Source organism: Kitasatospora sp. NPDC087315 (assembly GCF_044744345.1).
Classification (GTDB): domain Bacteria; phylum Actinomycetota; class Actinomycetes; order Streptomycetales; family Streptomycetaceae; genus Kitasatospora.
The window spans coordinates 1-25,607 of sequence record NZ_JBIUYD010000005.1 but is presented as its reverse complement, the minus strand read 5'-3'; the positions used below and the strand labels follow the sequence as shown (position 1 = coordinate 25,607).

Below are 25,607 nucleotides of genomic sequence, written 5' to 3'. Positions count from 1 at the left end.
GGTCGTGCCCGAAGCGGGCGGTCCGGCCACCGGCGGTGTCGGACGGCCGTCCCGGACCCCTTGACGGAACCGGGGCTTGGCCCAATCATCATGGTCGCGTCAACTTCGCGGCCATGTCTCGCACTTCACCGGATCCTGAACCGGATCCCGACCCCGATCCGCTCACCGGACCCGCTCCTCGGATCCGCTCGTCGGATCCCCGACCCGAGACCGACCCGGCCCGGGCCGGTCTCCGCCTGCGAGGCGCCGCGCTTCCGTTCTGCCCCACCAGAATCTGGAGCCTCCATTGACCGAGCGCGCCTCGCGGCGATCCCGCCTGCGCCTGTCCGCCCTGTCGACCGGGGCGGTCGTCACACTCGCCGCCGCCCTCTTCGCCCCCGCCGCCATCGCGACCCCCGCGGCTCCCGTGACCCTGGCGGCCCCGGGCCCCGGGGCCGCCACCGCCGCCCCCGACATCCCGGTGGCCAACGTCAAGGCCCACCTCGCCCAGCTGCAGTCGATAGCCAACGCCAACGGCGGCAACCGCGCCCACGGCCGGTCCGGCTACAAGGCCTCGATCGACTACGTCAAGGGCAAGCTGGACGCGGCCGGCTTCACCACCACGCTGCAGACCTTCAGTTACAGCGGATCGACCGGCTACAACCTGGTCGCCGACTGGCCGGGCGGCGACACCTCGCACGTCGTGATGGCCGGTGCCCACCTGGACTCGGTCACCGCCGGTCCGGGCATCAACGACAACGGCTCCGGCTCGGCCGGCATCCTGGAGACCGCGCTGGCCGTCTCCCGGGCCGGGCTCAAGCCCGCCAAGCACCTGCGCTTCGGCTGGTGGGGTGCGGAGGAGTACGGCATGGTCGGCTCCCGGAACTACGTCAACAGTCTTCCCGCCAGTGAACGTTCGAAGATCGACAGCTATCTGAACTTCGACATGATCGGCTCGCCCAACCCGGGCTACTTCACCTACCGCTACGACGCCTCGCTGGACGCGCTGTTCCGCGACTACTTCGCGGGCCTCGGCATCAGCACCGAGCAGGACTTCGAGGGCGACGGCCGCTCCGACCACGCCCCGTTCCAGAACGCGGGCATCCGCGTCGGCGGCCTGTTCAGCGGTGCCGACTACACCAAGACCAGTGCTCAGGCGGCGAAGTGGGGCGGTACGGCGGGTCAGCCGTTCGACCGCTGCTACCACTCCTCCTGCGACACCAGCGCCAACGTCAACGACACCGCGCTGGACCGGATGAGCGACGCCATCGCGTACGCGGTCTGGACGCTCGCGGCCGGCGACACCACAACGCCGCCCACCGGCACTGTCTTCGAGAACACCACCGACGTGCAGATCCCGGACAACGGCCCGGCGGTGACCTCCGCCGTCACCGTGACCGGCCGGACCGGCAACGCGCCGGCCGCCCTCCAGGTCGGTGTCGACATCAAGCACACCTGGCGCGGCGACGTGGTGATCGACCTGGTCGCGCCGAACGGCACCACCTTCCGGCTGAAGAACTCCAGCGGCAGCGACTCCGTGCCGAACGTGCAGACCACCTACACGGTGAACGCCTCGGCGGTGCCCGCCAACGGCACCTGGAAGCTCAAGGTCCAGGACGTGGGCCCGCAGGACACCGGCTACATCGACAGCTGGAAGCTCACCTTCTGAAACCTGAAAGCTGAAACGGGCCTTGACGGAAGGGGGTGCCGGCCGCCGCCGGCACCCCCGCCCGCCCTACGGCCGCATCTCGTAGACGTCGGTCGACTCCCTTCGCACATGCGGGAAGCCGGTGACGCGCTTGCCGTACGGCGCCCGGTCGTGGGCGTGCGTGACGACCTCGTGCATCGCGTGCTCGCCGATGCCGATGGGAGCCGCGCAGGGGTTGAACTCGCCGACGTCGACGGTGTTGAGTGCGGCGTCGAAGGCGGCCCGGCCGGTGTGCGGCACGTTCTCGGCGCGCACCGGGTAGTCCTCCAGGCGGAACTCGCTGACATGGGAGCCGGATCGGTCGAGTGGATGTCGGCGCCGTGGCGGCGTTCGGAGAGTCCGAACGTCACCACGTGCCCCTCGGGCGGTAGTTGGGCGGCGCGTGTCCGGGCCGGGCGGGGCTCAGACGGAGCGGTCAGGGGTGGAGCGGCCACCGGCGGCGAGACGGTGCAGGGTGGCGAGCACGTCGTCCAGCCAGGCGAGGGTCATCCGCTCGTACTCGATGCCGCCGCGGAGCACCACGTGCTGCAACTGCTGCCGGTCGTCGAGGGCGCCCGGCTCGGGGAAGTCGCGCTGCTCGCCGTGCAGGTAGCGGGCGAGCAGGGCGGCGTGGCCCGCGCGGTGCCGCTCGACCTCGGAGATCAGTGCGGCCGGGTCGTCGAAGGCCGCCGCGCGGATCTTGACCGCGAGTTCGTGCCGGACGGTCTCCGCCTCGACCGGCTCCCGGAGCCAGTCGGCCAGCGCCGTCCGGCCGGGAGCGGCCGCCGAGTACACCTTCTTGTCCGGCCGGCCGTCCTGGGCGACCACCTCGGCCGAGATCCAGCCGTCCGCCTCCATCCGCCGCAGCACCCGGTAGATCTGCTGGTGGGTGGCGGTCCAGAAGCGGCCGATGGAACGGTCGAAGCGCCGGGCCAGTTCGTAGCCCGAGCCCGGCTGCTCCAGTAGTGAGACGAGGATCGCGTGCTCCAGTGCCATGGCCGGCATCCTGCTGTGCAATTAGTTGCATAGGCAATGGTGGCCGGGCGCGGTGAGACGCAGGTCACCGGCGTGATGCGAGGGTTGTCGATCATTTCGGGCGAGCAGGTGCAAAACGTTAGATAAGCGCCAGAATGGGTACGGGGCAAGCGATTCCATGTTCGGACCTAGGAGGTGGTATCGGTGTCTACCCAGATTCCGATGGGCATGGAGCATCACCCGGACATCGTCGAACTACGGGAACACTACGAGCGGGTCACGTCGACCCCGCGCGCCCAGGGTGTCGAGGCCCTGGCCGTGCTGGCCGGTCTCTTCCTGGCGGCCTCGCCATGGATTGTCGGCTTCACCGCGTTCAACACGCTGACCGTCACCTGCCTGATCGTCGGCCTGGCCTACTGCGTGCTGATGGCCGGGTACGGATCGGCCTACGAGCGGACCCACGCCCGGGCGTGGGCGGCAACGGCGCTCGGCCTCTGGACCATGATCTCCCCCTGGGTGATCTCCGGTTCGGTCGCCCGAGGGAAGAACATCGTCGTCTGCCTGATCGTCGGCGCCGTGATGTTCCTGCTGGGTCTCGCGGCGATCTCGATGGCCACCATGACGGCCAACGGGGCGTCGATGCGGCGTGGCCGGGCCGGCCGGGCCAAGAGCTGAGGCCGGCGAGCGAGTGAAGGGCTGACATCCCCGAACAGCTCGGAGCCCGGGGCGCGGAGCGGCGAGGCCGCCCTCCGCGCCCGGTGCGCGTCCCGAAGCCGCCTCCTGGGGCCGCCTCCTACGGCCGGGTCATCCGCAGCACGTCCAGCGCCTCGTCCAGCTGCTCCAGGGTGAGCCTGCCCTGCTCGATGTAGCCGCGCTCCAGCACCACCTGACGGATCGTCCTGCGTTCGGCGAGCGCCTGCTTGGCGACCTTCGCCGCCTCCTCGTAGCCGATGTACCGGTTCAGCGGGGTGACCACCGAGGGTGAGGACTCGGCGTACTCGCGGGCCCGTTCGGTGTTGGCGGTGATGCCGTCCACCGTCCGGTCGGCCAGCAGCCGGGCGCTGTTGGCCAGCAGCCGGACCGACTCCAGCACATTGCGGGCGATCACCGGGAGCATCACGTTGAGTTCGAAGTTCCCGCTCGCACCGGCCACCGTGACGGTGGTGTCATTGCCGATCACCTGCGCCGCGACCATCAGCACCACCTCGGGCAGCACCGGGTTCACCTTGCCGGGCATGATCGACGAACCGGGCTGGAGGTCCGGCAGACTGATCTCGCCGAGGCCGGTGCGCGGTCCGGAGCCCATCCACCGCAGATCGTTCGCGATCTTCGTGAACCCGACCGCGACGGTGCGGAGTTGGCCGCTCAGCTCGACCAGGCCGTCCCGCGCGCCCTGCGCCTCGAAGTGGTCGCGGGCCTCGGTCAGCGGCAGACCGGTGGCGCGGGCCACCTCCTCGATCACGGCCGCGGCGAACCCGGGCGGGGTGTTGATCCCGGTGCCCACCGCCGTGCCGCCGAGCGGCAGTTCGGCGACCCGGGGGAGGGTCGCCAGCAGCCGCTCGCGCCCGTGCCGGACCTGCGCCGCGTACCCGCCGAACTCCTGGCCGAGGGTGACGGGCGTGGCGTCCATCAGGTGCGTCCGGCCGGCCTTGACCACCCGGGCGAACTCCGCCGCCTTGCGCTCCAGCGCCTCCGCGAGGTGCTCCAGCGCCGGCACCAGGTCGTGCGTGACGGCGGCGGTGGCCGCGATGTGGATCGACGACGGGAACACGTCGTTGGAGGACTGGCTCGCGTTGACCTGGTCGTTCGGGTGGACGGGGCGGCCCAGGCGCTCGCCGGCCAGGGTGGCGATCACCTCGTTGGCGTTCATGTTGGACGACGTCCCCGAGCCGGTCTGGAAGACGTCGACCGGGAACTCGGCGTCCCAGCGGCCCTGGGCGACCTCCTCGGCGGCGGCCGCGACCGCCTCCGCCGTCTCCTCGTCCAGCACCCCGAGCCGGGCGTTGACCCGGGCCGCGGCGGCCTTGATCCGGGCCAGCGCCGCGATGTGCGCCCGCTCCAGACGCTGGCCCGACACCGGGAAGTTCTCCACCGCCCGCTGTGTCTGCGCCTGCCACTTGGCGGCGGCCGGTACCCGTACCTCGCCCATCGAGTCGTGCTCGGTCCGGTACTCCTGCTCGTCACCCATCACGCGCTGCACCTCCTGATCGGCCACTGAACGGCTTCCGATCACGACAGCCGCGCGCGGGCCCCGGGTATTTCCGGCCGTCCGCCCCGGACGCCCGTCCCCGCGTTCCGCCCCTGGGCCGGTCCTACCGCAGCTCGGTACGGACGATCTCGCCCGGCTCGGCACCCGCCTGGACGACCAGCGCGCCGCCCGGGGCCCAGACACCCGAACCGCCGGAGGTCCGCGGGTACGTGCCGCTGGCCCCCGCCGTGGTGGCCAGCACGCCCCACACCCCGTGGGCGGCGGCCCGGTCGCGCAGCTGGCTCTCCCGGCGCGCCACCGCCTCGGGCGCGTCGCCGTACAGCGTGGAGGCCACATAGGCGTCGATGCCCAGCGCGGCGGTCCGCTCGGCGTGCGGGGGTTCCGCGGCGTCGGCGCAGATCGCCAGCCCGAGCCGCCAGCCGTCCAGCTCCAGGACGACGGGCTTCCCGCCGCAGGAGAACCGGTCGGCCTCGGACCCGTGGAGGTACATCTTCCGGTAGACGACGGCGGCGCCCGCGCCGGTGACGGCCAGGGTGCCGATGTACTCGCGGCCGTCGGCATCGGCCACGGGCGCGCCGACCAGTGCGGTGGCACCGGTCCCGGCGCAGGCCGCGACCAGCGGCGCCAGCCGGGCGTCGTCCGGGCCGACGGCGGGCGCGGCCAGGTCGTAGCCGGTCAGCGACAGCTCCGGGAAGACCACCAGCCGTGTCCCGGCCTCCCGTGCGGCGGCGGCGTGCCGTTCGGCGTTCACGGCCACGGTGTCCGGCCGGGCGGCCTCGGCGGCGGCGGGCTGGACGACGGCGACGGTCAGGGGAGCGGGCACGACGGGGCCTCCGGAGCGATCGGGCAGGGCGGGCGATCAAGGCCAACCTAGGCGGCGCCCTCAGCCACGGACAACCCCGGTGGACGGCGTTGCCGGACCGCCCTACTCCGCGGCCCGCGTCCGCCGCCGCCCCCAAATGTGCACCCGATCGGGTGATGGTGGCAGCCGTTCCGGTCATACCGGCGAACACCGATTCGTACGCTCCTGCGAAGACCGGCGTACGCCGGCACGCCCGGGGCCGGGCGATCACCATGCAGGGGGCGGACACGATGACCACAGCACGACGGCCGGAGCACCAGGTCGGTCAGCACCAGGCCGCACAACACCAGGCCGCACAACACCGGACCGAGCGGGACCGGACCGACCAGGACCACCGGGCGGGCCTGAGCCGGCGGCAGCTTCTCGGCGCCTCCGCGGCGCTCGGCGGAGCGGCGTGGCTGCTGCGCGGCACCGTCGGACCGGACGATGCCGAGGCGAGCACGCCTGTCCCACCCGGTCTGCCCGCCGGCACCGAGCTCTACCAGCGGGTCTACCAGAACTGGTCCGGCGAGATCCGAACCGACCAGCTCTGGACCTGCGCCCCGCGCACCCCCGAGGAGGTCCCCACCCTCGCCGACTGGGCGCACGCCAACGGCTGGCGGCTGCGGGCCCAGGGCCGCCGGCACGGCTGGTCCCCGCTCACCGTGGCCGCCGGCACCCCCGAGGCCGCCCGCGTCCTGCTGCTGGACACCGGCCGCCACCTCACGGCGATCGCCGCCGACTCCCCGGGCACCGTCCGGGTCCAGACCGGCGCCACCATGGAGGACCTGCTCGCCCACCTGGCCACCCGCGGCCTCGGCCTCACCGCCGTGCCCGCCCCCGGCGAGCTGACCGTCGGGGGCGTTCTCGCCGTCGGCGGCCACGGCACCGCCGTCCCCGCGGCCGGCGAGACCCGCCCCGACGGCCACGGCTACGGCTCGCTCAGCAACCAGGTCACCCGGCTCACCGCCGTCGTCCACGACCCGGCCACCGGCCGCTACACCCTGCGCACCTTCGACCGGGCCGAGGCCGACAGCGCCGCCTTCCTGGTCCACCTCGGCCGGGCCTTCGTCACCGAGGTCGTGCTCCGCGCCGGCGCCGACCGGCCGCTGCGCTGCGTCAGCCGGCTGGACATCCCGGCGAGCGAACTCTTCGCCCGCCCGGGCGCCGCCGGCCGCCCCCGTACCTTCGCCGACTTCGTCGAGCGGGACGGGCGTGCCGAGGCGATCTGGTTCGCCTACACCGACTACCCCTGGCTGAAGACCTGGAGCGTCACCCCGAACCGCCCGTTCGCCGCGCGCACCGTCGCCGAGCCCTACAACTACCCCTTCTCGGACAGCATTCCGGAGCCGGTCGCCCGGCTGGCCGGCGAACTCGTCGCCGGTACCTGGGGATCGGCCCCGCTCTTCGGTCAACTCCAGTACCTCATCGCCAAGGTGGCCCTCACCGGCGACATCACCGACGTCCTGCTCTCCGGCGGACTGCTCCGTGACCTGCTCAGCGGGGAACTCCTCACCCACCTGCTCGCCGACGGCCTGCGTTCCGACCTCTGGGGCCCCTCGCGCACCCTGCTGCAGTACGTCCGCCCGACCACCCTGCGGGTCACCGCCAACGGCTACGCCGTCCTCGCCCGGCGCGCCGACCTCCAGTGGGTCGTCAGCGAATTCACCGCCCACTACCGGCAGTTGCTCGCCGAATACCAGGCGCGTGGGGAGTTCCCGGTGAACGGCGCGGTGGAGATCCGGGTCACCGGGCTGGACGACCCGGCCTGGTGCGGTGTGCCCGGCGCCCGGCCGCCGCTGCTCTCCGCGCTGCGCCCGCGCCCCGACCGCCCCGAGTGGGACACCGCCGTCTGGCTCGACGTGCTCAGCCTCCCCGGCACCCCCGGGCTGCACCGCTTCTGCCGCGATCTGGAGCAGTACCTGTTGCGCACCTTCGACGGCACCCGGGCCGGCCTGCGCGTCGAGTGGTCCAAGGGCTGGGCCTACACCGCCGACGCGGCCTGGGCCGACCCGGACGTGCTCGGCCGGGTCATCCCCGCCGGCCACCGCGAGGGCGGCGGGCCCGGCTGGGACGAGGCGGTCGCCGTGCTGGACCGCCACGACCCGTACCGGGTGTTCGGCAACGCCTTCCTGGACGGCCTGCTGAGCGGCTGAGCAACTGAGCAACTGAGCGGCGGGTCGGCGGACCGGGCCGACCCGCAGACCGCCCCGGCCGGCGGCCCGCTCAGACGTGCTCCATCACGATCACCGCCAGGGTGCCCGGCTCCAGGGCGCGGAACACGTGCGCGGCGTCGCCCGGGTAGCTGACGTAGTCGCCCGGGCCCAGCTCCACCGGGGCGTCCGACGGCCCGGCCAGCGCCCGCCCCGCGCCGAGCAGCACATGCTCCACCGTGCCGGGCATGTGCGGGTCGGAGGCCCGGGTCTCGCCCGGCTGCGCCTCGATCCGGTAGATGTCGCGCCGGGCGTTCGGCGGGCAGGAGGCCAGCAGCGTGGCCGCGTAGTCGGCCCGCTCCGAGTGGGTGACCGGCCCCTCGCCGGCCCGGATCACCCGGACCACCGGTCGCGGTGGGTCGACCAGTCGGCTGAACGGCACGTCCAGCGCGACACCGAGCGCCCAGAGCGTCTCCACGCTGGGGTTGCCCACGCCCGACTCCAGTTGGGAGAGCGTGGACTTGGCTATCCCGGCGCGCCGGGCCAGCTCGGCCATCGACAGGCCGCCGCGCTCGCGCTCGCGCCGGATCGACGCCGCGATCAGCCCGATCAGATCCGATCCCGAGCCGGCGGGGGAGGTGTTGCCGCTGCTGCCCGCGCTCATGCGTTCGCTCCACAGGTCCAGGCGTTCGTCTTGACGAACGACGGTCATGGGGTTCACTCTACTGGACATGCGTTCGATGATCCGAACACTGGAGCATGCCACGCTCCGTGACATCGCTCTGGTCTGCCTCGCCGACGCGCTCGTCGGCGCCTCCTTCGGCGCGATCAGCGTCTCCGGCGGCCTGCCTCTCTGGGTGCCGGTCGCCATGTCCCTGCTCGTCTTCGCCGGCGGCGCCCAGTTCGCGGCCGTCGGCGTGGTCCTCTCGGGCGGCGGCGCGCTGGCCGCCGTCGCGACCGGCCTGGTGCTCAACGCGCGCCTGCTGCCGTTCGGCTTCACCGTCGCCGACGTGTTCGACGGCCCCCGGTGGCGGCGGCTGGTCGGCGCGCAGGTGATGACCGACGAGTCGGTCGCCTTCGCCCTGCTCCAGCCCGACCGTCGCCGACGGCGGGCCGCGTTCTGGCTCTGCGGGCTCGCGCTGTTCGCGGTCTGGAACGTCGCCGTCGTGCTCGGCGCGGCGGCCGGTGGCCTGATCGGCGACACCGACGCGCTCGGACTCGACGCCGCCTTCCCGGCCGTCCTGCTCGCCCTCGTCCTGCCCTCGCTCGCCGACCGCCGCACCCGCGCCGCCGCCCTGTTCGGTGCCGTCCTGGCCGTCGCCGCCACGCCGTTCCTGCCGGCCGGTCTGCCCGTGCTGCTCTCCCTCCTCGGGCTGCTGCTCGCCGGACGGCCCAAGGCGCCGAGCGCGGACCTGGCGGCGGGTCCGGCCGGGGACGCGGCTGTGGCCGCGGACGCCGTGTCGGCCGTGGACGCCGAGCCGGTCGCGGACACCCGCCCGGACCCGGACCGACGGCCCGCCAGGGACCCGCTCGTCCGAAACCGGCCCGAACCCCTGACCGAGGAGGTCCGCTGATGTCCCTGCTCGCCATCCTCCTGCTGGCCGCCGGCACCTACGCCTTCCGCGTCGCCGGGCCCACGCTCGGCCACCGGCTCACCATCTCCGACCGGCTGCGCCACCTGCTCGCCGTCGCCGCCGCCGTCCTGCTGGTCGCCCTGGTCGCGACCGGCGCGCTCACCCAGGGCCACGGCTTCGCCGGCTGGGCCCGCCCGGCCGGCGTCCTGGTCGCCGGGGTGCTGGCGCTGCGCCGCGCGCCCTTCCCCGTCGTCGTGGTCGCGGGCGCGGCGACGACGGCGCTGCTCCGGCTCTGCGGGGTCGCCTGACGGAGTCCCGGGCCCGTCGCCGAGCCGCCTCGAAGGCGGCGCACTCGCGTCTTCCCGGCTACCCTGCCGGAGTGTCTGATCGAGAAGGCTATCGCCGTCGCTCTGCCCGTGTGGTGCTGGTCGACGAGGCGGACCGGGTGCTACTGCTGAAGTTCCATGTCGATCCGGACGACCCTGAGGGTGGCCACGGCTGGTGCACCCCTGGCGGGGGCGTGGAGGGCGACGAGAGCCTGGCCGAGGCGGCGGCCCGGGAACTGCGTGAGGAGACGGGGCTGTCCGTCGACGCGGAGGCTCTCGGGCCAAAGGTCGCGGAGACGTCCGGGTATGCGGACCTCGGGTGGGCCGAGGGCGTTTTCCAGGACGACTTCTTTCACTATCGGGTCACGGCCCACCAGGTCGATGTCGGTGGGCAGGAAGCGCATGAGCGCAAACACCATGCGGGGTACCGCTGGTGGACACTGAATGAGCTCGCTGCCGGCAGCGACACCATCTACCCCCTCGGTCTCGTCGAGCTGGCCGCTGAGCTCGTCGCCGGGCGTATTCCTGCTGAGCCGGTTCGGCTGCCCTGGCATCACTGATGGTCTGAGCCCCGGGCTCGGTCGGGGGCCCGTCGTGTTCAGCCGGTGGTGCCGTCGGTCAGGCGCTCCCGCTGGATCTCGGGCCGCTCGCTGTCCCAGAGCAGCTCCCACACCGTGAACTCGCAGTGGTAGTCGCGCATGCTGCCCTGACAGATCAGCAGATAGGTGTCGCCGTCGCGGAGCAGGGTGCGCCGGCGGCTGTTGAACGGGTGCTGCGGGGTGTACGCCGGGACGAGCCGCTTCAGCTCGGCGAGCGCCTCCGCGCGGGTGCCCTCGACCTCGGCGAGCACCTTGGGGCCCCAGATCCGGTCGTTGCCGAGGCCCTCGGTCTCCTGGACGACCAGTGCCCAGCGCGCCATGTCCCACCCCTTGCCCGGCTCCCGAAAAGGATCATCGTACCGACGTGGACCGCAGCGCGGGCTACGGTGCCGCAGGGGTCAGCGACTTGAAGAAGATGGTGGTCGGGTGCGCTACGCCCGCCGGGTCGGTGGCGTAGTCGGGCACGATGCCGACCCGCGTCCAGCCCGCGGCCTCGTACATCCGCTCGGCCGGGCTCCCGGTCTGGGTGTCCAGCACCAGCAGCCGGATGCCGAGGTCGGCGGCGGCGAACTCCAGGGCGGCCAGCAGGTATCCGGCCAGGCGCTTGCCGCGGTCCGCTTGGTCCACCATCAGCTTGGAGACCTCCGCCCGGTGCCGGCCGTTGGCGGAGGCCGCCGGGCGCAGCTGCGCGGTGCCGGCGATCAGGCCGTCGGCGTCCCTCCGGGCCGTCCACAGCAGCAGCCGCCCGGCCTCGACGTCCGGCGCCAGGGCCCGCCACCACGCGGCCGCCTCGGCGGGGTCGAGCGGGGAGAGGAAGCCGAGCGAGGCACCGGCCCCGACGGTGTCCACCAGCAGCCCGGCGAGCGGCACGGCCGAGTCCAGCAGCTCGTCCGCCGTCACCCTGCTGATCGTGTACATGGTCACTCCTTCGCTCCCCGCCCGCCCGAACCCTGCGGCGTGCGGAATACTCGCCGGTACCCCGCCGAGACTACAAGGAGCTTCAATGACGAAGCCGACCCGGATCGACCCGGCCGACCTGCTCGCCGTCGGCGACCTGCTCACCGACGAGGAGCGGCTGATCCGCGACACCGTACGGAAGTTCGCCGACGAGCGGATCCGCCCGCACATCGGCGACTGGTTCGAGCGCGGCGTCTTCCCGGCCCGCGAACTCGCCCCCGAACTGGGCGCCCTCGGGGTGCTCGGCATGCACCTGGACGGCTACGGCTGCACCGGCTCCGGCGCCGTCGCCTACGGGGTCGCCTGCATGGAGCTGGAGGCCGCCGACTCCGGGCTGCGCAGCTTCGTCTCCGTCCAGGGCTCGCTGGCGATGCGTTCGATCCACGCCTTCGGCTCGGAGGAGCAGAAGCAGCGCTGGCTGCCCGGCATGGCCGCCGGCCGGCTGATCGGCTGCTTCGGCCTCACCGAACCGGACGTCGGCTCGGACCCCGCCGCCATGCGCACCCGGGCCCGCCGCAAGGGCGGCGACTGGGTCCTCTCCGGCGGCAAGATGTGGATCACCAACGGCGGGATCGCGGACGTCGCCGTCGTCTGGGCGCAGACCGACGAGGGCGTCCGCGGCTTCCTGGTAGAGCCCGGCACCCCCGGCTTCACCACCCGCGACGTGCCCGGCAAGCTCTCCCTGCGCGCCTCCGTGACCAGCGAACTCGTCTTCGACGAGGTCGTCCTGCCCGCCGACGCCGTGCTGCCGGGCGTCAGCGGCCTGCGCGGACCGCTGTCCTCCCTGGGCGAGGCCCGCTACGGCATCCTCTGGGGCACCGTCGGCGCCGCCCGCGACTGCTACACCGCCGCGCTCGACTACGCCAGGAGCCGGGTCCAGTTCGACCGCCCGATCGCCGGCTTCCAGCTCACCCAGCAGAAGCTGGTCGAGATGATGCTGGAGGTGGAGAAGGCCTACCTGGTCGCCCTGCGGATCGGCCGGCTCAAGGACGAGGGCGCGGCCCGCCCGGCGCACATCAGCTTCGGCAAGCTCAACAACGTGCGCGCCGCGCTGGAGATCGCCCGCAGCGCCCGGACGATCCTCGGCGCCAACGGCATCACCACCGCGTACCCCGTGCTGCGGCACGCCAACAACCTGGAGTCGGTGCTCACCTACGAGGGGACGAGCGAGATCCACACCCTCGTCCTCGGCGAGGCCATCACCGGCGAGGCCGCCTACCGCTGACGCCCCCTCGTCGCCCCGGAGGGCCCGCGCCGGCCCGCCGGTCCGCCGCACCGGCGCCCGCCGACGGCCCGGCCGCGCCGAAAACCGCTGGCCGGGCCGTCGGCGGCCCGGCTACCGTCGGCTGCCATGAACGGCCGAACCCGCACGAGCACCGCCCCGACCACCACGCTCTGGCGTCCCACCGGCCCCGAGGAGCTGGCCCTGGTCGAGGCCGCCGACCGGCGGGCCTGGCCGCCCCGGCTGCCCGACCAGCCGATCTTCTACCCGGTGCTCAACGAGGACTACGCGATCCGGATCGCCCGCGACTGGAACGTCAAGGCCTCCGGCGTCGGCTACGTCACCCGCTTCGAGGTCGACACCGCCTTCCTCGCCCGCTACCCCGTCCAGCAGGCCGGCGGCCGGACGATCCTCGAGCTCTGGGTGCCCGCCGAGGAACTGGCCGAGTTCAACCGGCACATCGTCGGCCGGATCGAGGTCGTCCACGAGTTCCGGCCGCAGCCGTGACGGCCCGTCCGGGCCCGGCCACCGCGCCGGCCCGCCGCACCGGCGCCCGCACCGGCCGGGCCGCGCCGGCCGGTGCCGGCCCCTCGGGACGTCCGACGCCGCCCGGACACCCCTCGTTCCCCTCCGCTCCACCCGCCGGTACGCGACGCCGTGGACCATGACGCGGTCGGCGGCGCCCGCGGGGTGCGGCCGGATGCGCACCACCGAAAGGAACCCCCCACCATGTCCACAGCCGCGCCGTCCCGGCCCAGGGTGCTCGTCGTCGGAATCGACGGTGTCCGGTACGACCTGCTGGAGCAGGTCCCGATGCCGAGGCTCGCGGAGGTCGCCGAGGCCGGGTTCCTGGCGCCGGTCACCGTGGCGGAGTCCACCCCCACCATGTCCGGCCCCTGCTGGGCCACCATCGTCACCGGCGTCGAGCCCGCCAAGCACGGCGTCTGGGGCAATCACCTGGCCGGCCACCGGCTCGACGTCTTCCCCGACTTCGCCACCCGCCTCGCCCGCCAGGACCGCCGCCGCACCTTCGTCGCGGCCGGCTGGGACCCGCTGGTCATCGGCGAGTCCGGCGGCCCGCTGTTCCGGGCCCCCGGCCGCCTCTCCTACGTCGCCCCGGCCGAGGACACCCCCGAGGCCTGGGAGACCGTCGACGAGGAGGTCACCCGGGAGGCCGTGCACGTCCTCGGCACCGCCGACCCGGAGGCGTCCTTCGTCTACCTCGGCGCGGTCGACGAGACCGCCCACTTCCTCGGCTGCGGCGAGGAGTACCGCGCCTCCATGCGCGCCGCCGACCAGCGCCTCGGCCGGCTCCTGGACGCCGTCCGCGGCCGGGCCGGCTACCCCGACGAGGAGTGGACGGTCATCGTCGTCACCGACCACGGCCACGTCGACGCGGGCGGCCACGGCGGCCGCACCACCGAGGAGCGCACCGCCTGGGTGGCCTGCGCCGGCCCCGGCATCCCCGCCGCGCCGCCCACCGGGGAGATCCGTCACCCGGACGTCGCCGCCCAGGTGTACGCCTCGCTCGGCCGCCCCATCGACCCGCACTGGACCCTGGACGGCCGCCCCTTCCCGCTCGCCCGGCCCGTCCCAGCCGCTTTCTGACGATCCGGCAGGGCCGCCCGGGTGGACCGGCCGGGCTGCGCCCCGGCCGGACTTGAGCCAGGCTCTACAGGGCGCGCGACCCTGACATCAGGTGGCCGGGTATACCCCTGAAGGTGGAGACCGTACCCCGTGGGATGGAGACATGGTCACGACCTCGTGGTGACGTTCCGGCAGCACACACCGGTCACGATGGATGTACACCGGAACACCGGGCCACGGAAGCCCGGGGCGGACGGGACCGGCGCGGCGGGATCCGACACAGGAAGAGGGCAGGGCGGGCATGAACGGCATCGTGAGCAAGGTCGCACTGGGAGTCGCGGGCACCGGCATGGCCGTCGCCGTCGCCGTCGTCGCCGTCGGCCCGCGCGTGGCCGACTGGTACGACGACCGCCACCAGGAGCAGGCCTCGTACTCCACCGGCTCCGAGGCCAAGGCCGACCGCCGTTCGATGCCGGACTGGCTGCCCGACAACGCCTCCTCCGTCCGCTACCTGATGTCCACCACCGGCGACGACCGGCTGCTGCGCGCCACCCTCCCCGACGGACGGCTGCCCGCCGGCTGCGCCACGACGCTGCCGGGCAAGGGCGTCCACCCGGCGCCGGTCTCGCTCAGGGCCGGCTGGTTCCCCGAGAGCGTCACCTCGAAGGTCAGCGGTACCTGCGGCCACTACAACGTCACCCTGACGGGCGACCAGCTCTACGCCTGGCAGGACGGCGCCGCCGTCCAGGCCGCCCTGCGCGCCGAGCGGCCGGCCAAGCACTGAACGGGCGCGCGCTGAGCGCCGGGCGGATCGCCGAGCGCCGGGGCGGATGATGATCCACGCGGCGGACCCCGGGTATCCGGACCCCGGGCCGCTGCGATAGGACGGAGCGAGTACCAACCCTGCCCCGTCCTGTGAGGAGCCCCATGCCTGGTCCGACCGCCGGCGCCACCGGCGACACGTCGACCGCCCCCACGACCACCACCACCGGATCCGCCGCCGCCCCCGGCCGCACCACCATCGCCGTCCTCGGCGGCCTGGTCGCCCTCGGACCCCTCACCACCGACCTCTACCTGCCCGGCCTGCCCGCGATCGCCGACGACCTCGCCGCCGAACCGGCCGCCGTCCAGCTCACCCTCACCTTCTCGATGTTCGGCGTCGCCGCCGGACAGCTGCTCTTCGGACCGCTCAGCGACCGCCTCGGCCGCCGCCCGCCCCTGCTCGCCGGCCTCGTCGTCTACACCCTCGCCAGCGTGGTCTGCGTCCTCGCCCCCACCCTGCCCGTCCTGATCGCGGCCCGCTTCGTCCAGGGCGCCGCCGGCGCCGCAGGCCTGGTCATCGGCCGCGCCGTCGCCCGCGACCGCTTCGAGGGCGTCGCGATGCTCCGCTTCCTCGCCTCGATCAGCCTGATATCGGGCCTCGCCCCGATCCTCGCCCCGGTCGTCGGCGCCCAGCTGCTCCGCGTCACCTCCTGGCGCGGCACCTTCGGCGCCCTCACCGCCCTCGGCCTGCTGCTCAGCCTGGTCGCCTTCGCGGCCCTGCGGGAGACCCTGCCGCCCGCGAACCGGCACCGCGGCGGGCTCACCACCACGCTGCGCACCATGGGCGGGCTCCTGCGCGACCTGCCGTTCCTCGGGCTGGTCCTGACCAGTACCTTCGCCTTCGGCACGCTGTTCGGCTACATCAGCGGCTCCTCGGTGGTGCTCCAGCACGTCTACCACGTCTCGCCGCAGACCTACAGTCTGCTCTTCGGCCTCAACTCGCTGGCGATCGTGGCCGTCACCCAGCTGAACGGGCGGGTCCTGGCCCGCCGCTTCACCGCGGGCGCGCTGATGCTGGCCGGCCTCGGCACGGCCGTGGCGGCCGGGGTGGCGCTGGTCCTGGTGACGGCCGTCTGGGACGCCGGACTGCTCGGCGTCTGCCCGGCCCTGTTCGTCATGATGGGCAGTCTCGGCGTGGTCCTGCCGAACTCCGCCGCCCAGGCGCTCAGCCTGGTCCCCCCGCAGACCGCCGGCTCCGCCTCCGCGCTGATCGGTACCGGTACCTTCCTCTGCGGCGCCCTTGTCGCCCCGCTCAGCAGCCTCGGCGGCAGCCCCTCCGCGGTTCTGCTCGCCGTCGTCGTCCTGGTCTGCGCCCTCCTCGCCACCGCCTCCTACCTGGCGCTCTGCCGCCCCTGGCGCCCTGCGGCCCCGGGCCCGGAGGCGGCGCGGGCGGTCTGACGGAGGGCCCGTGCGCCGACCGGGGTCGGGCACGCGTGCCGCGTACACGTGCCGCCGGGGTGGGGGGGCGCGGGGGGCGGGACCCCCCCGGGGGGGGGGGGGGGGGCGGGGGGGGGGGGCGGGGGGGGGGGGGGGGGGCCCCCCGCCCGGGGGGGGGGGGGGGGCGGGGGGGCGCGGGCCCCCCCCCCCCCCCCGGCGGGTGGTCGGGCCCGAGTGGCTCGGCCCCGGGTGGGTCAGGCGATGGAGAAGTCGTCGCCGAAGACGTTGCCCTGGCCGTACCAGCCGTGCAGGTAGACGGTCACGGTGCCGGAGGCGCCGGTCGTGAACGGGACGGTCAGCTTGGTCCAGCCGGAGGAGCTGGTCCAGGCGCTCGCGGTGGCCCCGCCGCTCACGCCGAGGTAGGCGTAGCTGCCCTGGACCCAGCCGGTCAGGGTGTAGGCCGTGTTGGGCGACAGGGTGACGGTCTGCGAGCACTGGCCGGTCTGGGCGCCGGTGGCCGCGGCCTGCAGCGCGTAGGAGCCGGAGTGGACCGGGGTGGAGACCACGGCGCCACCGGTCTGGCAGGTCCACGGGGCCAGGCTGCCCGTCTCCAGGCCGCCGTTCACCAGACCGGTCGGCGGGGTGACCCCGGTGACGGTCAGGGTGTACGTGCTGGTGTGGCTGCCGGAGGCGGCGTTGCCGGTGATGGTGAGCGGGTAGGTGCCCGGTGTGGCGGTCGCGGTGGTGGCGACGGAGAGCGTGGCGGTGCCGCCGGCGGTGACGCTGCCGGGGGTGACGGTGGCGGTCACGCCGGCCGGGGCGCCGGTGACGGAGAGGTTGACGCTCTGCGCCGAACCGGTGGTCACCGCGGTGGAGACGGTCGCGCTGGTGGACGAGCCCGCCGCCACCGAACCGGCGCCCGGGTTGACCGCCACCGAGAAGTCGTTACCCGGCTGAGTGCCCGTCACGGTCAGGGTGTACGTGCTGGTGTGGCTGCCGGAGGCGGCGTTGCCGGTGATGGTGAGCGGGTAGGTGCCCGGTGCGGCGGTCGCGGTGGTGGCGACGGAGAGCGTGGCGGTGCCGCCGGCGGTGACGCTGCCGGGGGTGACGGTGGCGGTCACGCCGGCCGGGGCGCCGGTGACGGAGAGGTTGACGCTCTGCGCCGAACCGGTGGTCACCGCGGTGGAGACGGTCGCGCTGGTGGACGAACCGGCCACCACCGAGCCCGAACCCGGGTTGACGGCCACCGAGAAGTCGTTGCCCACCGTCGTGCCGCTGGTGAACGGCGCGAAGATGTGGGTGAAGTCCCAGGTGTTCTGGTTGATCCCGGAGCAGTAGTCGTTGCCCGCCGTGCCCGGGCAGCCACCGTTGTCGCGCTGCAGGGCCCAGAAGGAGAGCGTGTTGATGCCCTTCGAGACCGCCCAGTTGTAGACCGTGGTCGCGTTGGCGACGGTGAAGGTCTCGGCCGGGCCGTAGTCGTCGATGCCGACCATCTCGATGATGCCGATGGAACCCCACAGCTGCGCCGGGGTCTTGGTCGGGTAGAGCTTGGCCAGCTGGTTGTAGAGACCGGTCGTGGCGGTCTGGGTGTCGGCGGCCATGTCGTGGGCGGCGCCGTCGTAGTAGTCGAAGGTCATCAGGTTGACGACATCGATCCGGGCGTTGTTGCTGACCGCGTTCTTCAGCACCGCCAGGCCGCTGGAGGCCAGGCCGCTGGTCGTGGTCGGCAGCGTGTACGAGAACTGGATCGAGCGGCCGTTGGCGGCGGCCCAGTCCTGCACGAGCTTGATCGCCTTGTTGCGGCGGTCGATACCGGCCGTGTTGGTCAGCGAGTTGTCCTCGATGTCGAGGTCGATCCGGCTGACGTCGTACGTGGTGATGACGTTCTCGAAGGCCGCCGCGATCTGGTTGACATCGGTGCAGCTGTCGGCGATCTCGGTCCCGGTGTTGTCGGCCGTGTAGCCGCCGAAGGACGGGATGACGTCGCCGCCGTTGGCGCGGATGGTGGCGATGTCGGCGCCGAAGGAGGACGAGGAGACCGGCAGCGAGGTGTCGCCGTTCCAGTACGGCGTGCACGAGCCCTTGGTGGCGGCCTGCAGGAACGCCATGGTCAGGTGCTTGGCACCGGACTGCGCGGCCAGCGTGGCCGGGCTCTGGCCGGTCCAGGACTCGAAGTACGGCGCGAAGACCCGGGTCGGCAGCGGGGTGGCGGCCTCGGCGGAGGCCGTCCCGACGGCGACCAGCCCGGCCGACGCGGCCAGCGTGGCACAGGCTGTCAGGGCGGCCTGGATCGTTCTGCGTAGACGCATGGATTCTCCAACAGACTTGGTGGGGCAGGACGTTGGTGAAATATTGAACGGTGCTGCGGAACCTCTGTGGTACGGAACCGCCGCCCGCGCGGGTGGGGAGTCGTGCGGGCGTGCAGGGGTGGAGCTGTCGACGGACGGGTGTGCGGGCGGACGGGCGCGTGGACATGCGGACGTGCTGAAGCCCACGTACTCGCGGAGCGACGGCGGTGCGAAGACGCACGTAGGCCGTGCGGGTCGGGGGCGGAGCGGAACAAGGCAGGGCAGTGCCTCAGCCGCCGGTGGTCACACCCCCACAGTGCATCCCGGTCGGATCGACATGCTTATGGTTGGACTAGACCAGTCGTCTGTCAAGACTCCTAACAGTTCGTCAACAGAGCTGATCGGCCGCCGCGGGGCCGTTGCCGTACCCCCGAAGCCGCCGGTGACCGGCGGTAAATCCGCTTGCGACGGCCGACGCCGTTCGGACATGATCGGTCACATGCGCGATCTCCACAGGAAGGGCGGCCACCGCCCGAGCAGGTGAGCCCCATCCGCCGCCCAACGGCGGCCGGCCCGTGCCACCCGTCGCCGGAAACGGCGGCCGCATCCGTATTCACGCCCGATCCGCATTCACATCCCGATCCGCACTCGCTGCCGCATCCGCACGTGTCGGCGCGCCTGTCGGCGCCCCGGCCGTCGCCGTACGCCGCCCGTCCGTGCATCTGACCCGAGAACGCCCACGCCTGTCCCTTTTCTCTTGGAGGAGACCTCTGTGACGACCTTGTCCGACACCGCCTGGACCTTCGCCGACGCCCGTAACCTGCGCGCCCTGCTGGCTGAACTCGACTGCCGTGCCGCCGACTTGACTGCTTCCCGGGCCGCCGCGCGGGTCACCGTCCGGGCCACCGCGCAGGTCGTTCCGCAGGCCGCTCTGCGCCGCCGCCGGAGCACCGCCGACGGGCCGGCGGCCCTGGCGGCCTGACCGGGGCCGATCCGGCCGACGTCCGGATTGCCGACGTCCGCCGTACCTTCCGCGCCCGCCGCTGACGTACCGCGCGTCATCGGGCGCGCCGAAACGTCGAGGTCCCGCCCGATCACCAGGATCGGGCGGGACCTCGGGGCCGTTGGCGAACGGCAGTCGGATCAGGCCATGCCGTGGCCGCGTGCCCGGTCGGAGCACGCGGCCACGGTCGCCCGGCGCTCAGGACGCCGGGCTGCTCGGGGTGGTGGGCGGACGGCCGGGCTCAGGCCGGCGGGCAGAGGGTGGTGCGCAGCGCGTCGAGGATCTTCTCGGCCTTCTCGCCGCCGAAGCCCTGCGGGTGGTCCGGCGCGGTGAAGCGCTGGTTGACCAGTTCGACCAACTTGGCCCGGTCCTTGGGGAACTGGTACATCGACTGGCACTGGTTGCGGGCCCGGTCGACGGCCTGCTCGGGCTTTCCGCCGACGATCGCCGGATCGATCGCGTCCAGGGCGGCGACCAGCCTGGTGGTGAGGCCCGCGTCCGGTTTGGTGGGCAGTCCGGCGTCGGCCGGCGGCGCGGGCTTGGACGCCGCGGGGGCGTCGGGCGTGCCGGGGGCCGGCGGTGAGGCGGCGTCCGTGGCGGGCGTGTCGGGCGAGCCGGTGGCAGGCGCGGCCGGCGGCGGGGTGGTGGCGTCGCCGGCGGGTGCGGACGTGGGTGCGGATGCGTCGGGGGTGGTCGACGCGGCGGGGGTCGGTCCGGAGGGTGGTCCGGCCGAGGTGGTGCCGGAGCCGGAGCTGGAGCAGGCGGCTAGGCTCACCGCGGCGAATGCCGTGAGGGTGGCGGCGAGAAGACGAGTGCGCATTCCGCCACACTGTCATGTCCGCGGCGCTCAGGGGAAGATCCCCCGGGAGAACCGGCGGCGACCCGGGAGACCTCCCCCCGAGCCGCCCCCGAGCCGTCGCCCGGGCTCAGCCGAGGCCGTTGGCCTTGAGCCAGTCCTTGGCCACCGTCGACGGGTCCTCCTTGTCGATGGCGACCCGCTTCATCAGCGCCGTCAGACCCGCCGTGTCCAGCTTGGCCGACACCGCGTTGAGCGCGGCCGTCGCCGTGGCGTCCACACCCGCCTTGTTGACCAGCGGAGTGACGTTCTGCGCCCCGAAGATGTCCTTCGGGTCGGTCAGCGGCACGAGCTTCAACTGGACGATCTTCGGGTCGGTGGTGAAGACGTTGCCGACCTGGACGGAGCCGTCCTTCACCGCGTTGGCCGTGGTGTCGCCGGTCGGCTTCCACTCCTTGAAGGTCAGCCCGTAGACGTCCTTGAGCTCCTGCTCGCGGCGGGACTTGAACTCCGGCGGGCCCCCGATGGTGAGCTCGCCGGCCTTCGCCGACAGGTCGGCGATGCTCTTCAGGCCGTACTTGTCGGCGGTCTCCTGGCTGACGCTGAGCGAGTCCTTGTCCTCGGCCGGCGAGGAGTCCAGGATTCCCAGCGCGGCCGGCAGGGCCTTCGCCAGCGCCGCGTTGACGTCGTCCTTGGTGGCGGCGGTCGACTTGGCGTCCAGGTAGGCGAGCAGCGAGCCGTTGTACTCGGGCAGCACGGTCAGGCTGCCGTTCTGGATCTGGCCGTAGAGCACCTCGCGGCTGCCGATGTTGAACTTCTCCTCGACCTTGACACCCTTGGCCTTGAGCGCCTGCGAGTAGATCGAGCCGAGCAGCACGTTCTCGGGGAAGTTCGCCGAGCCGACCACCACGGTCGAGCCGGAGCCGCCCGAGCCGGCGGGCGCCGACGAGGAGCCGCTCAGCGGGTCGCCGCCCGAGGAGCCGCAGGCGGTGGCGCCGAGGGCGAGCGCGGCGAGGGCGCCGAGGACGAGAGCCCGGTGACCGCTTCTGCGGCGTGCGGATGTCGACATGGTGATACGTGTCCTTTCGGGAGGGGTGGGAGGTTCAGCGGGCCTGGCGCTGGGCGCGCAGCCCGGGCGGGAGCGCGTACCGGGCGAGCAGGGAGAAGAACAGCTGGGCGCCGACCGCGAGCAGCACCACCAGCAGCGCGCCGCCCACCGTCACCGCGTACTTCCGGGTGGCCAGCCCGTCGATGACGTAGCGGCCGAGGCCGCCGAGGCCGACGTACGCGGCCACCGTGGCGGTCGCGATCACCTGCACGGTCGCGGTGCGGAAGCCCGCCAGCAGGGTCGGCAGCGCGGACGGCAGGCAGACCTGCCAGAGTACCTGCGGGTGCGTCAGCCCGACCCCGCGGGCCGCGTCCCGGACGTCCGGGTCGGTGCTGCGGACCCCCTCGACGGCGGCCACCAGCAACGGCGGCGCGGCGAGCGCGACCAGCGGGATCAGCACGGCCGTGTCGCCGACGCCGGCGAGCAGCACCGCCAGCGTCACCAGCCCGAGGGTGGGCAGCGCGCGGGCGGCGCCGGCCAGCGAGGTCACGGCGGTGGCGCCGCGGCCGGTGTAGCCGATCAGCAGGCCGAGCGGGACGGCGAGCAGCGCCGCGTACAGCAGCGCCTCACCGGAGAGCAGCAGGTGCTCGGTGACCCGGTGCACGATCGAGTCCGGGCCGCTGCGGTGGTCCGGGGCGGAGAAGAAGTCGCCCAGCCAGGAGAGCCAGTTCACCGGGCCGCCCCCTTCTCCCGGACGGCCCACGGTGCGAGCAGCCGCCGGGTGCCGACCAGCAGCAGGTCCACGACCAGCGCGAGCGCGGCGATCAGCACGATGCCGGCCACGATCGGGGTCGGGAAGGTGCGCTGGAAGCCGTCGATGAACAGATAGCCGAGCCCGCCACGCCCGACCAGCGCGCCGACGCTCGCCAGCGAGATGCTGGACACCGCCGCGACCCGCAGTCCGGCCAGCAGGTACGGCACGGCGGCGGGCAGCTCGACGGCGGCCAGCCGGTGCCACGGCCCGTACCCCATCGCGGTCGCCGCCTGGCGGACGGCCTCCGGGACGGCGCGCAGCCCGTCCACCGTGGTCGGCAGCAGCACGGCGAGCGCGTAGAAGGTGAGCGGGATCATCACGGTGGCCTGGGTGGCCAGCCCGGTGTACGGGATGAGCACCACGAAGACGGCCAGCGAGGGCAGCGCGTAGACGACGTTGAAGACCGCGGCGAGCGGCTGGTAGAGCCGGGGATAGCGGGTGCAGGCCAGGCCCAGCGGGACGGCCAGCAGCAGGCCGATGAGCACCGGGAGCAGGGCGATCAGGGCGTGGTCGGCCAGCAGGTGGCCCAGATAGCCGAGATGGTCGCCGATCCAGTACCAGCGGACGATCGGTTCATCGTCCACCGGTGGCTCCGTCCGCCTCCGGGGTCTTCGTGGGTGCGGGCGTCGGCGCAGGCGTTGGCGCGGGCTCCGGTGCCGGCGCGCCCGCCCCGGCGAGGGCGGCGAGGACGGCCTCGCGGCTCGCCGTACCGCGGGCCCGGCCGTCGGCGTCCAGCGCGACGGCGACCCCGGCGGGGGAGAGGACGGCGGCGTCCAGCGCGGTGCGCAGGGTGTCGGCCTCGGGCCGGTAGCCGGCCGCCGGGTGCAGGACGGTGGTGGCGGCGTCCCGGTCGATCCAGCCGATCGGGCGGCGCTCGTCGTCCAGCGCCAGCTCCCAGCCGCCGTAGCGCAGCCCGTCGGCGACCGGGCGGACGGCGACGCCGGTGGCGGGGCGCAGGCCGAGGCCGCGCAGGCCGCGGTCGCGGCCGAGGAAGGCGGCCACGCCGTCGTCGGCCGGGGAGGTCAGCAGGGTGTGCGGGTCGGCGAGCTGGGCGATCCGGCCCTGTTCGCGCAGCACCACGACCTGGTCGCCCAGCCGGACGGCCTCCTCGATGTCATGGGTGACGAACAGCACCGTCTTGTGCAGCTCGGACTGGAGGCGCAGCAGTTCGTCCTGCAACCCGGCGCGGACCACCGGGTCGACGGCGCTGAACGGCTCGTCCATCAGCAGTACCGGCGGGTCGGCCGCCAGCGCCCGCGCCACGCCGACGCGCTGCTGCTGACCGCCGGAGAGCTGGAAGGGGTACCGCTTGGCGGTCTCGGGCGCGAGCCCGACCAGTTCCAGCAGCTCGGCGGCCCGGGCGCGGGCCTTCTTGCGGTCCCAGCCGAGCAGGTAGGGGACGGTGGCGACGTTGTCGATCACCTTGCGGTGCGGGAAGAGCCCGGCCTGCTGGATCACGTACCCGATGCCGCGGCGCAGCCTGGCGGGCTCCAGCTCGGCGACGTCCGTGCCGTCCAGCAGCACCCGGCCCGACGTCGGCTCGACCATCCGGTTGACCATGCGCAGCAGGGTGGTCTTGCCGCAGCCGGAGGGCCCGACCAGGACGGTTATCCGACCGGTCGGGACGTCCAGGTCGAGACCCCCGACGGCGATGGTGCCGTCGGGGTGGCGCTTTCCGGCGCCGTCGAATCTGATCACGGGGAGTTTCCTCGTCTCGGTGCCCCTGGATGGCGGCGCCGATCGTGTCGGTCTGTCGGTCGGTGGCGGTTTGTCAACGAAGGAGCGGCGTGGGTGACACCGCCGTCCCGTCGTATCAACCGCCCGGGCGTTCTTCCGCCCGCGTGGCTGCCCAGCTTTGGACCGGCGGAAACTCTGATCAGACTATGACCTCGATCATCTCCTGTCCGTGATTAACCGCCCGACGGGTGCTCAGGTGTCCTCTTCCGGCGTCCTGATCCGCCGCCTGATCCGCGGCCCTGATCCGCTGTCCTGGCCCGCGCTGCGGCCTGCCGTGAGCGGACGGCCGGTCAGCCGCCCCGGCGCGTCGGCAGCCCGGCGGCGGCCCAGCCGACGAAACCGCCGTCCAGGTCCGTCGCCCGGCGCAGCCCCAGTTCGCGCAGCGAGGCGGCGGCCAGACTGGAGGCGTAACCCTCCGAGCAGACCACGATCACCTCCACGTCGTACCCCGTCGCCTCCGGGATGCGGTGACTGCCCGTCGGATCGAGCCGCCACTCCAGCACATTGCGCTCGATGATCAGCGTGCCGGGGATCTCCCCCTCGGCCGCCCGCTGCGCCGCGGGCCGGATGTCCACCAGCAGCGCGCCGTCCAGCTGAGCCTGGTAGGCCTCCCGGGCCCGTGGCCGGTGGACGCCCTCACGGGCGCGCTCCACCAGGTCGTCGATCGTGGTCACCACTGCTCCGGTCCTTCCTCCGAGGTGCGGACGAGCCCGCCGGCCCGCAGGTCGTAGTGCGCCATGGAACTCAGCGGCGGCGAGTAGGCGTGCAGCGTGACGGCCGGTCCGGAGGCCGTGTTGCGCACATCGTGCACGTACTCGGGGCCGAAGGCGCGGGCGGTGCCGGCCGGGATGCGGCGGATCAGCAGGCCCTGGTCAGGCCCGCCGAGCGACAGCTCCTCCAGCTCGCCGAGCGCGACGGTGAACGCGCCGCGCGAGCCGCCGTGGTCGTGGAAGCCGGTGGACTGGCCGGGCAGCCAGCTGATCAGCCAGACCTCGTGGTCGTCGTCGGCCGCCAGCCGGCGGTACCAGCGCTCGTCGGTGGAGAGCCGCACCTGGTGGATCCACTGGTCGGGCCGTTCGGCCAGCTCCCGGACGATCTTGCGCAGGGCGTTCGGGGAGAGCGGGGCGCGGGTCTCCTCGGTGGTGGCCGTGCCGGTGCGGGTGCGGTGACCGGTGGCGGCCGTGGCGGCAGGGTTGTCGGGAGCGAGGTCCAGGCTCATGTGGGCGTCCTCGGGGAAGGGAGAAGGCGAAGGAGGTGAAGGGCGGGACGCGGCCGGGCCGGGGCTCGGACCTGCCGACGGGGCGGCACGATGCGTGGGGCGGGGCGCGTCAGGAAGACGGGAGCGGGTGCGCGGCGCGGGCCCTGGGAGACGTCACAGGGTGGGACCGGCGAGGAAGGCAAGGTCAACAGGCACAGATGGAACTCGCCTGGCGTCGCAGATCGACGTGCAGGCGGCAGACCAGAGTGGCGCCGGAGTCCATGTGCCGGATCTTTCCCGACGGGACAGGCGCGAGTCAAGCGAGGTCCGTCACTCCTGCGGGGCGCGCCGTGGTGGCGGCGGCGCCGGGGCGCCCGCCGTGGGGGGGGGGGGCCGGCGGGGCCCCCCCGCGGGG

27 protein-coding genes and 1 pseudogene are annotated in these 25,607 nt (G+C 73.5%); 12 read left to right on the top strand and 16 right to left on the bottom strand.

The genetic code is table 11. The features are described 5' to 3' along the window. Nucleotides 1-331: 331 nt before the first annotated feature. Complete coding sequence (locus ACIO5D_RS08890; protein ID WP_400794687.1) at nt 332-1,648, top strand: M28 family metallopeptidase; 1,317 nt, start codon at nt 332-334, stop codon at nt 1,646-1,648. A gap of 81 nt (nt 1,649-1,729) precedes the next feature. Here the strand turns inward: ACIO5D_RS08890 and ACIO5D_RS08885 are convergent. After that, nucleotides 1,730-2,094 (bottom strand): annotated as a pseudogene (locus ACIO5D_RS08885) (hypothetical protein); the annotation flags it as partial. Beyond that, complete coding sequence (locus ACIO5D_RS08880; protein ID WP_400794426.1) at nt 2,090-2,662, bottom strand: PadR family transcriptional regulator; 573 nt, start codon at nt 2,660-2,662, stop codon at nt 2,090-2,092. The gene ACIO5D_RS08880 and the pseudogene ACIO5D_RS08885, both read right to left, overlap by 5 nt. A 183-nt stretch (nt 2,663-2,845) precedes the next feature. Between ACIO5D_RS08880 and ACIO5D_RS08875 the strand changes: the two genes are divergently transcribed. Next, nucleotides 2,846-3,316, top strand: coding sequence for an SPW repeat protein (locus tag ACIO5D_RS08875; protein WP_363604581.1), 471 nt, complete (start codon nt 2,846-2,848; stop codon nt 3,314-3,316). Between the two features lie 118 nt (nt 3,317-3,434). Here the strand turns inward: ACIO5D_RS08875 and ACIO5D_RS08870 are convergent, their stop codons facing one another. Together ACIO5D_RS08870 and ACIO5D_RS08865 are read right to left on the bottom strand one after the other, a co-directional pair. Further along, nucleotides 3,435-4,829 (bottom strand): class II fumarate hydratase, encoded by a 1,395-nt coding sequence (locus tag ACIO5D_RS08870; protein WP_400794424.1) that lies wholly within the window; start codon nt 4,827-4,829, stop codon nt 3,435-3,437. A 124-nt stretch (nt 4,830-4,953) separates the two neighbouring features. After that, complete coding sequence (locus ACIO5D_RS08865; protein ID WP_400794422.1) at nt 4,954-5,673, bottom strand: carbon-nitrogen hydrolase family protein; 720 nt, start codon at nt 5,671-5,673, stop codon at nt 4,954-4,956. A 269-nt stretch (nt 5,674-5,942) separates the two neighbouring features. Between ACIO5D_RS08865 and ACIO5D_RS08860 the strand changes: the two genes are divergently transcribed. Next, complete coding sequence (locus ACIO5D_RS08860; RefSeq protein WP_400794420.1) at nt 5,943-7,847, top strand: cholesterol oxidase substrate-binding domain-containing protein; 1,905 nt, start codon at nt 5,943-5,945, stop codon at nt 7,845-7,847. Nucleotides 7,848-7,917: 70 nt separating this feature from the next. Here ACIO5D_RS08860 and ACIO5D_RS08855 read toward each other — a convergent pair whose 3' ends face one another. Beyond that, on the bottom strand, nt 7,918-8,508 hold the full coding sequence (locus ACIO5D_RS08855) for a helix-turn-helix domain-containing protein (protein ID WP_400650317.1): 591 nt from the start codon (nt 8,506-8,508) through the stop codon (nt 7,918-7,920). Nucleotides 8,509-8,575: 67 nt separating this feature from the next. Between ACIO5D_RS08855 and ACIO5D_RS08850 the strand changes: the two genes are divergently transcribed. The 3 genes from ACIO5D_RS08850 (at nt 8,576) to ACIO5D_RS08840 (ending at nt 10,304) form a co-directional block, all read left to right on the top strand. Beyond that, nucleotides 8,576-9,418, top strand: coding sequence for an AzlC family ABC transporter permease (locus ACIO5D_RS08850; RefSeq protein ID WP_400794418.1), 843 nt, complete (start codon nt 8,576-8,578; stop codon nt 9,416-9,418). Further along, the gene (locus ACIO5D_RS08845; protein ID WP_363604588.1) at nt 9,418-9,726 is read left to right on the top strand and encodes an AzlD domain-containing protein; all 309 of its coding nucleotides are present in this window, start codon (nt 9,418-9,420) and stop codon (nt 9,724-9,726) included. The genes ACIO5D_RS08850 and ACIO5D_RS08845 overlap by 1 nt, the downstream gene beginning before the upstream one ends. A gap of 71 nt (nt 9,727-9,797) precedes the next feature. Next, complete coding sequence (locus tag ACIO5D_RS08840) at nt 9,798-10,304, top strand: NUDIX hydrolase (RefSeq protein WP_400794416.1); 507 nt, start codon at nt 9,798-9,800, stop codon at nt 10,302-10,304. A gap of 38 nt (nt 10,305-10,342) precedes the next feature. Here the strand turns inward: ACIO5D_RS08840 and ACIO5D_RS08835 are convergent, their stop codons facing one another. Both ACIO5D_RS08835 and ACIO5D_RS08830 read right to left on the bottom strand, forming a co-directional pair. Next, complete coding sequence (locus ACIO5D_RS08835; protein WP_363604591.1) at nt 10,343-10,663, bottom strand: hypothetical protein; 321 nt, start codon at nt 10,661-10,663, stop codon at nt 10,343-10,345. A gap of 61 nt (nt 10,664-10,724) precedes the next feature. Then, a complete protein-coding gene (locus tag ACIO5D_RS08830; RefSeq protein WP_400794414.1) occupies nt 10,725-11,261 on the bottom strand; it encodes a GNAT family N-acetyltransferase in 537 nt (178 codons plus the stop codon). A gap of 85 nt (nt 11,262-11,346) precedes the next feature. Between ACIO5D_RS08830 and ACIO5D_RS08825 the strand changes: the two genes are divergently transcribed. The 5 genes from ACIO5D_RS08825 to ACIO5D_RS08805 all read left to right on the top strand — a co-directional run bounded on the left by ACIO5D_RS08825 (nt 11,347) and on the right by ACIO5D_RS08805 (nt 16,329). Beyond that, on the top strand, nt 11,347-12,525 hold the full coding sequence (locus ACIO5D_RS08825; RefSeq protein ID WP_400649776.1) for an acyl-CoA dehydrogenase family protein: 1,179 nt from the start codon (nt 11,347-11,349) through the stop codon (nt 12,523-12,525). A 126-nt stretch (nt 12,526-12,651) separates the two neighbouring features. Beyond that, nucleotides 12,652-13,029 (top strand): ADP-ribosylation/crystallin J1, encoded by a 378-nt coding sequence (locus tag ACIO5D_RS08820; protein WP_400794412.1) that lies wholly within the window; start codon nt 12,652-12,654, stop codon nt 13,027-13,029. A 222-nt stretch (nt 13,030-13,251) separates the two neighbouring features. Further along, entirely contained in the window at nt 13,252-14,130 is an 879-nt protein-coding gene (locus tag ACIO5D_RS08815; RefSeq protein ID WP_400794410.1) for an alkaline phosphatase family protein, read from the top strand. A 280-nt stretch (nt 14,131-14,410) separates the two neighbouring features. After that, on the top strand, nt 14,411-14,893 hold the full coding sequence (locus tag ACIO5D_RS08810; protein ID WP_363615328.1) for a hypothetical protein: 483 nt from the start codon (nt 14,411-14,413) through the stop codon (nt 14,891-14,893). A 143-nt stretch (nt 14,894-15,036) separates the two neighbouring features. Then, nucleotides 15,037-16,329, top strand: a complete 1,293-nt coding sequence (locus ACIO5D_RS08805; RefSeq protein WP_400649768.1) for a multidrug effflux MFS transporter — start codon at nt 15,037-15,039, stop codon at nt 16,327-16,329. Nucleotides 16,330-16,562: 233 nt separating this feature from the next. On the opposite strand, the gene ACIO5D_RS08800 is transcribed toward ACIO5D_RS08805, so the two are convergent. Next, nucleotides 16,563-18,617, bottom strand: coding sequence for a glycosyl hydrolase family 18 protein (locus tag ACIO5D_RS08800; protein WP_400794408.1), 2,055 nt, complete (start codon nt 18,615-18,617; stop codon nt 16,563-16,565). Between the two features lie 751 nt (nt 18,618-19,368). Here ACIO5D_RS08800 and ACIO5D_RS08795 point away from each other — a divergent pair. Beyond that, a complete protein-coding gene (locus tag ACIO5D_RS08795; RefSeq protein WP_400794406.1) occupies nt 19,369-19,578 on the top strand; it encodes a hypothetical protein in 210 nt (69 codons plus the stop codon). Between the two features lie 262 nt (nt 19,579-19,840). Here the strand turns inward: ACIO5D_RS08795 and ACIO5D_RS08790 are convergent, their stop codons facing one another. From ACIO5D_RS08790 to ACIO5D_RS08755, 8 genes are all read right to left on the bottom strand, one after another. Continuing rightward, on the bottom strand, nt 19,841-20,419 hold the full coding sequence (locus tag ACIO5D_RS08790) for a hypothetical protein (RefSeq protein ID WP_400794404.1): 579 nt from the start codon (nt 20,417-20,419) through the stop codon (nt 19,841-19,843). A gap of 106 nt (nt 20,420-20,525) precedes the next feature. Next, nucleotides 20,526-21,464: an ABC transporter substrate-binding protein gene (locus tag ACIO5D_RS08785; protein WP_363608667.1), complete on the bottom strand. Its 939-nt coding sequence runs from the start codon at nt 21,462-21,464 to the stop codon at nt 20,526-20,528. A 34-nt stretch (nt 21,465-21,498) separates the two neighbouring features. Next, nucleotides 21,499-22,176, bottom strand: a complete 678-nt coding sequence (locus tag ACIO5D_RS08780; protein ID WP_363608665.1) for an ABC transporter permease — start codon at nt 22,174-22,176, stop codon at nt 21,499-21,501. Next, the gene (locus ACIO5D_RS08775) at nt 22,173-22,841 is read right to left on the bottom strand and encodes an ABC transporter permease (protein WP_363608663.1); all 669 of its coding nucleotides are present in this window, start codon (nt 22,839-22,841) and stop codon (nt 22,173-22,175) included. Before ACIO5D_RS08775 ends, ACIO5D_RS08780 begins: the two co-directional genes overlap by 4 nt. Next, nucleotides 22,831-23,955: an ABC transporter ATP-binding protein gene (locus tag ACIO5D_RS08770; protein WP_400756347.1), complete on the bottom strand. Its 1,125-nt coding sequence runs from the start codon at nt 23,953-23,955 to the stop codon at nt 22,831-22,833. The genes ACIO5D_RS08775 and ACIO5D_RS08770 overlap by 11 nt, the downstream gene beginning before the upstream one ends. 329 nt (nt 23,956-24,284) lie before the next feature. Further along, nucleotides 24,285-24,671 carry a rhodanese-like domain-containing protein gene (locus tag ACIO5D_RS08765; RefSeq protein WP_363608659.1) on the bottom strand — a complete coding sequence of 129 codons (387 nt, stop codon included), beginning with the start codon at nt 24,669-24,671 and terminating at the stop codon, nt 24,285-24,287. Beyond that, nucleotides 24,665-25,213 carry a cysteine dioxygenase gene (locus ACIO5D_RS08760; protein WP_400794402.1) on the bottom strand — a complete coding sequence of 183 codons (549 nt, stop codon included), beginning with the start codon at nt 25,211-25,213 and terminating at the stop codon, nt 24,665-24,667. The genes ACIO5D_RS08765 and ACIO5D_RS08760 overlap by 7 nt, the downstream gene beginning before the upstream one ends. A gap of 184 nt (nt 25,214-25,397) precedes the next feature. After that, nucleotides 25,398-25,475 carry a putative leader peptide gene (locus tag ACIO5D_RS08755; protein ID WP_107086570.1) on the bottom strand — a complete coding sequence of 26 codons (78 nt, stop codon included), beginning with the start codon at nt 25,473-25,475 and terminating at the stop codon, nt 25,398-25,400. Nucleotides 25,476-25,607 lie beyond the last annotated feature (132 nt).

Bases quoted from the DNA above. Each gene is read 5' to 3' on its own strand.
- ACIO5D_RS08880 (WP_400794426.1), bottom strand. From the start codon at position 2,662: ATGGCACTGGAGCACGCGATCCTCGTCTCACTACTGGAGCAGCCGGGC.
- ACIO5D_RS08870 (WP_400794424.1), bottom strand. From the start codon at position 4,829: ATGGGTGACGAGCAGGAGTACCGGACCGAGCACGACTCGATGGGCGAG.
- ACIO5D_RS08860 (WP_400794420.1), top strand. From the start codon at position 5,943: ATGACCACAGCACGACGGCCGGAGCACCAGGTCGGTCAGCACCAGGCC.
- ACIO5D_RS08855 (WP_400650317.1), bottom strand. From the start codon at position 8,508: ATGAGCGCGGGCAGCAGCGGCAACACCTCCCCCGCCGGCTCGGGATCG.
- ACIO5D_RS08850 (WP_400794418.1), top strand. From the start codon at position 8,576: ATGCGTTCGATGATCCGAACACTGGAGCATGCCACGCTCCGTGACATC.
- ACIO5D_RS08845 (WP_363604588.1), top strand. From the start codon at position 9,418: ATGTCCCTGCTCGCCATCCTCCTGCTGGCCGCCGGCACCTACGCCTTC.
- ACIO5D_RS08835 (WP_363604591.1), bottom strand. From the start codon at position 10,663: ATGGCGCGCTGGGCACTGGTCGTCCAGGAGACCGAGGGCCTCGGCAAC.
- ACIO5D_RS08830 (WP_400794414.1), bottom strand. From the start codon at position 11,261: ATGTACACGATCAGCAGGGTGACGGCGGACGAGCTGCTGGACTCGGCC.
- ACIO5D_RS08825 (WP_400649776.1), top strand. From the start codon at position 11,347: ATGACGAAGCCGACCCGGATCGACCCGGCCGACCTGCTCGCCGTCGGC.
- ACIO5D_RS08820 (WP_400794412.1), top strand. From the start codon at position 12,652: ATGAACGGCCGAACCCGCACGAGCACCGCCCCGACCACCACGCTCTGG.
- ACIO5D_RS08815 (WP_400794410.1), top strand. From the start codon at position 13,252: ATGTCCACAGCCGCGCCGTCCCGGCCCAGGGTGCTCGTCGTCGGAATC.
- ACIO5D_RS08810 (WP_363615328.1), top strand. From the start codon at position 14,411: ATGAACGGCATCGTGAGCAAGGTCGCACTGGGAGTCGCGGGCACCGGC.
- ACIO5D_RS08805 (WP_400649768.1), top strand. From the start codon at position 15,037: ATGCCTGGTCCGACCGCCGGCGCCACCGGCGACACGTCGACCGCCCCC.
- ACIO5D_RS08800 (WP_400794408.1), bottom strand. From the start codon at position 18,617: ATGCGTCTACGCAGAACGATCCAGGCCGCCCTGACAGCCTGTGCCACG.
- ACIO5D_RS08790 (WP_400794404.1), bottom strand. From the start codon at position 20,419: ATGCGCACTCGTCTTCTCGCCGCCACCCTCACGGCATTCGCCGCGGTG.
- ACIO5D_RS08785 (WP_363608667.1), bottom strand. From the start codon at position 21,464: ATGTCGACATCCGCACGCCGCAGAAGCGGTCACCGGGCTCTCGTCCTC.
- ACIO5D_RS08760 (WP_400794402.1), bottom strand. From the start codon at position 25,213: ATGAGCCTGGACCTCGCTCCCGACAACCCTGCCGCCACGGCCGCCACC.
- ACIO5D_RS08755 (WP_107086570.1), bottom strand. From the start codon at position 25,475: ATGGACTCCGGCGCCACTCTGGTCTGCCGCCTGCACGTCGATCTGCGA.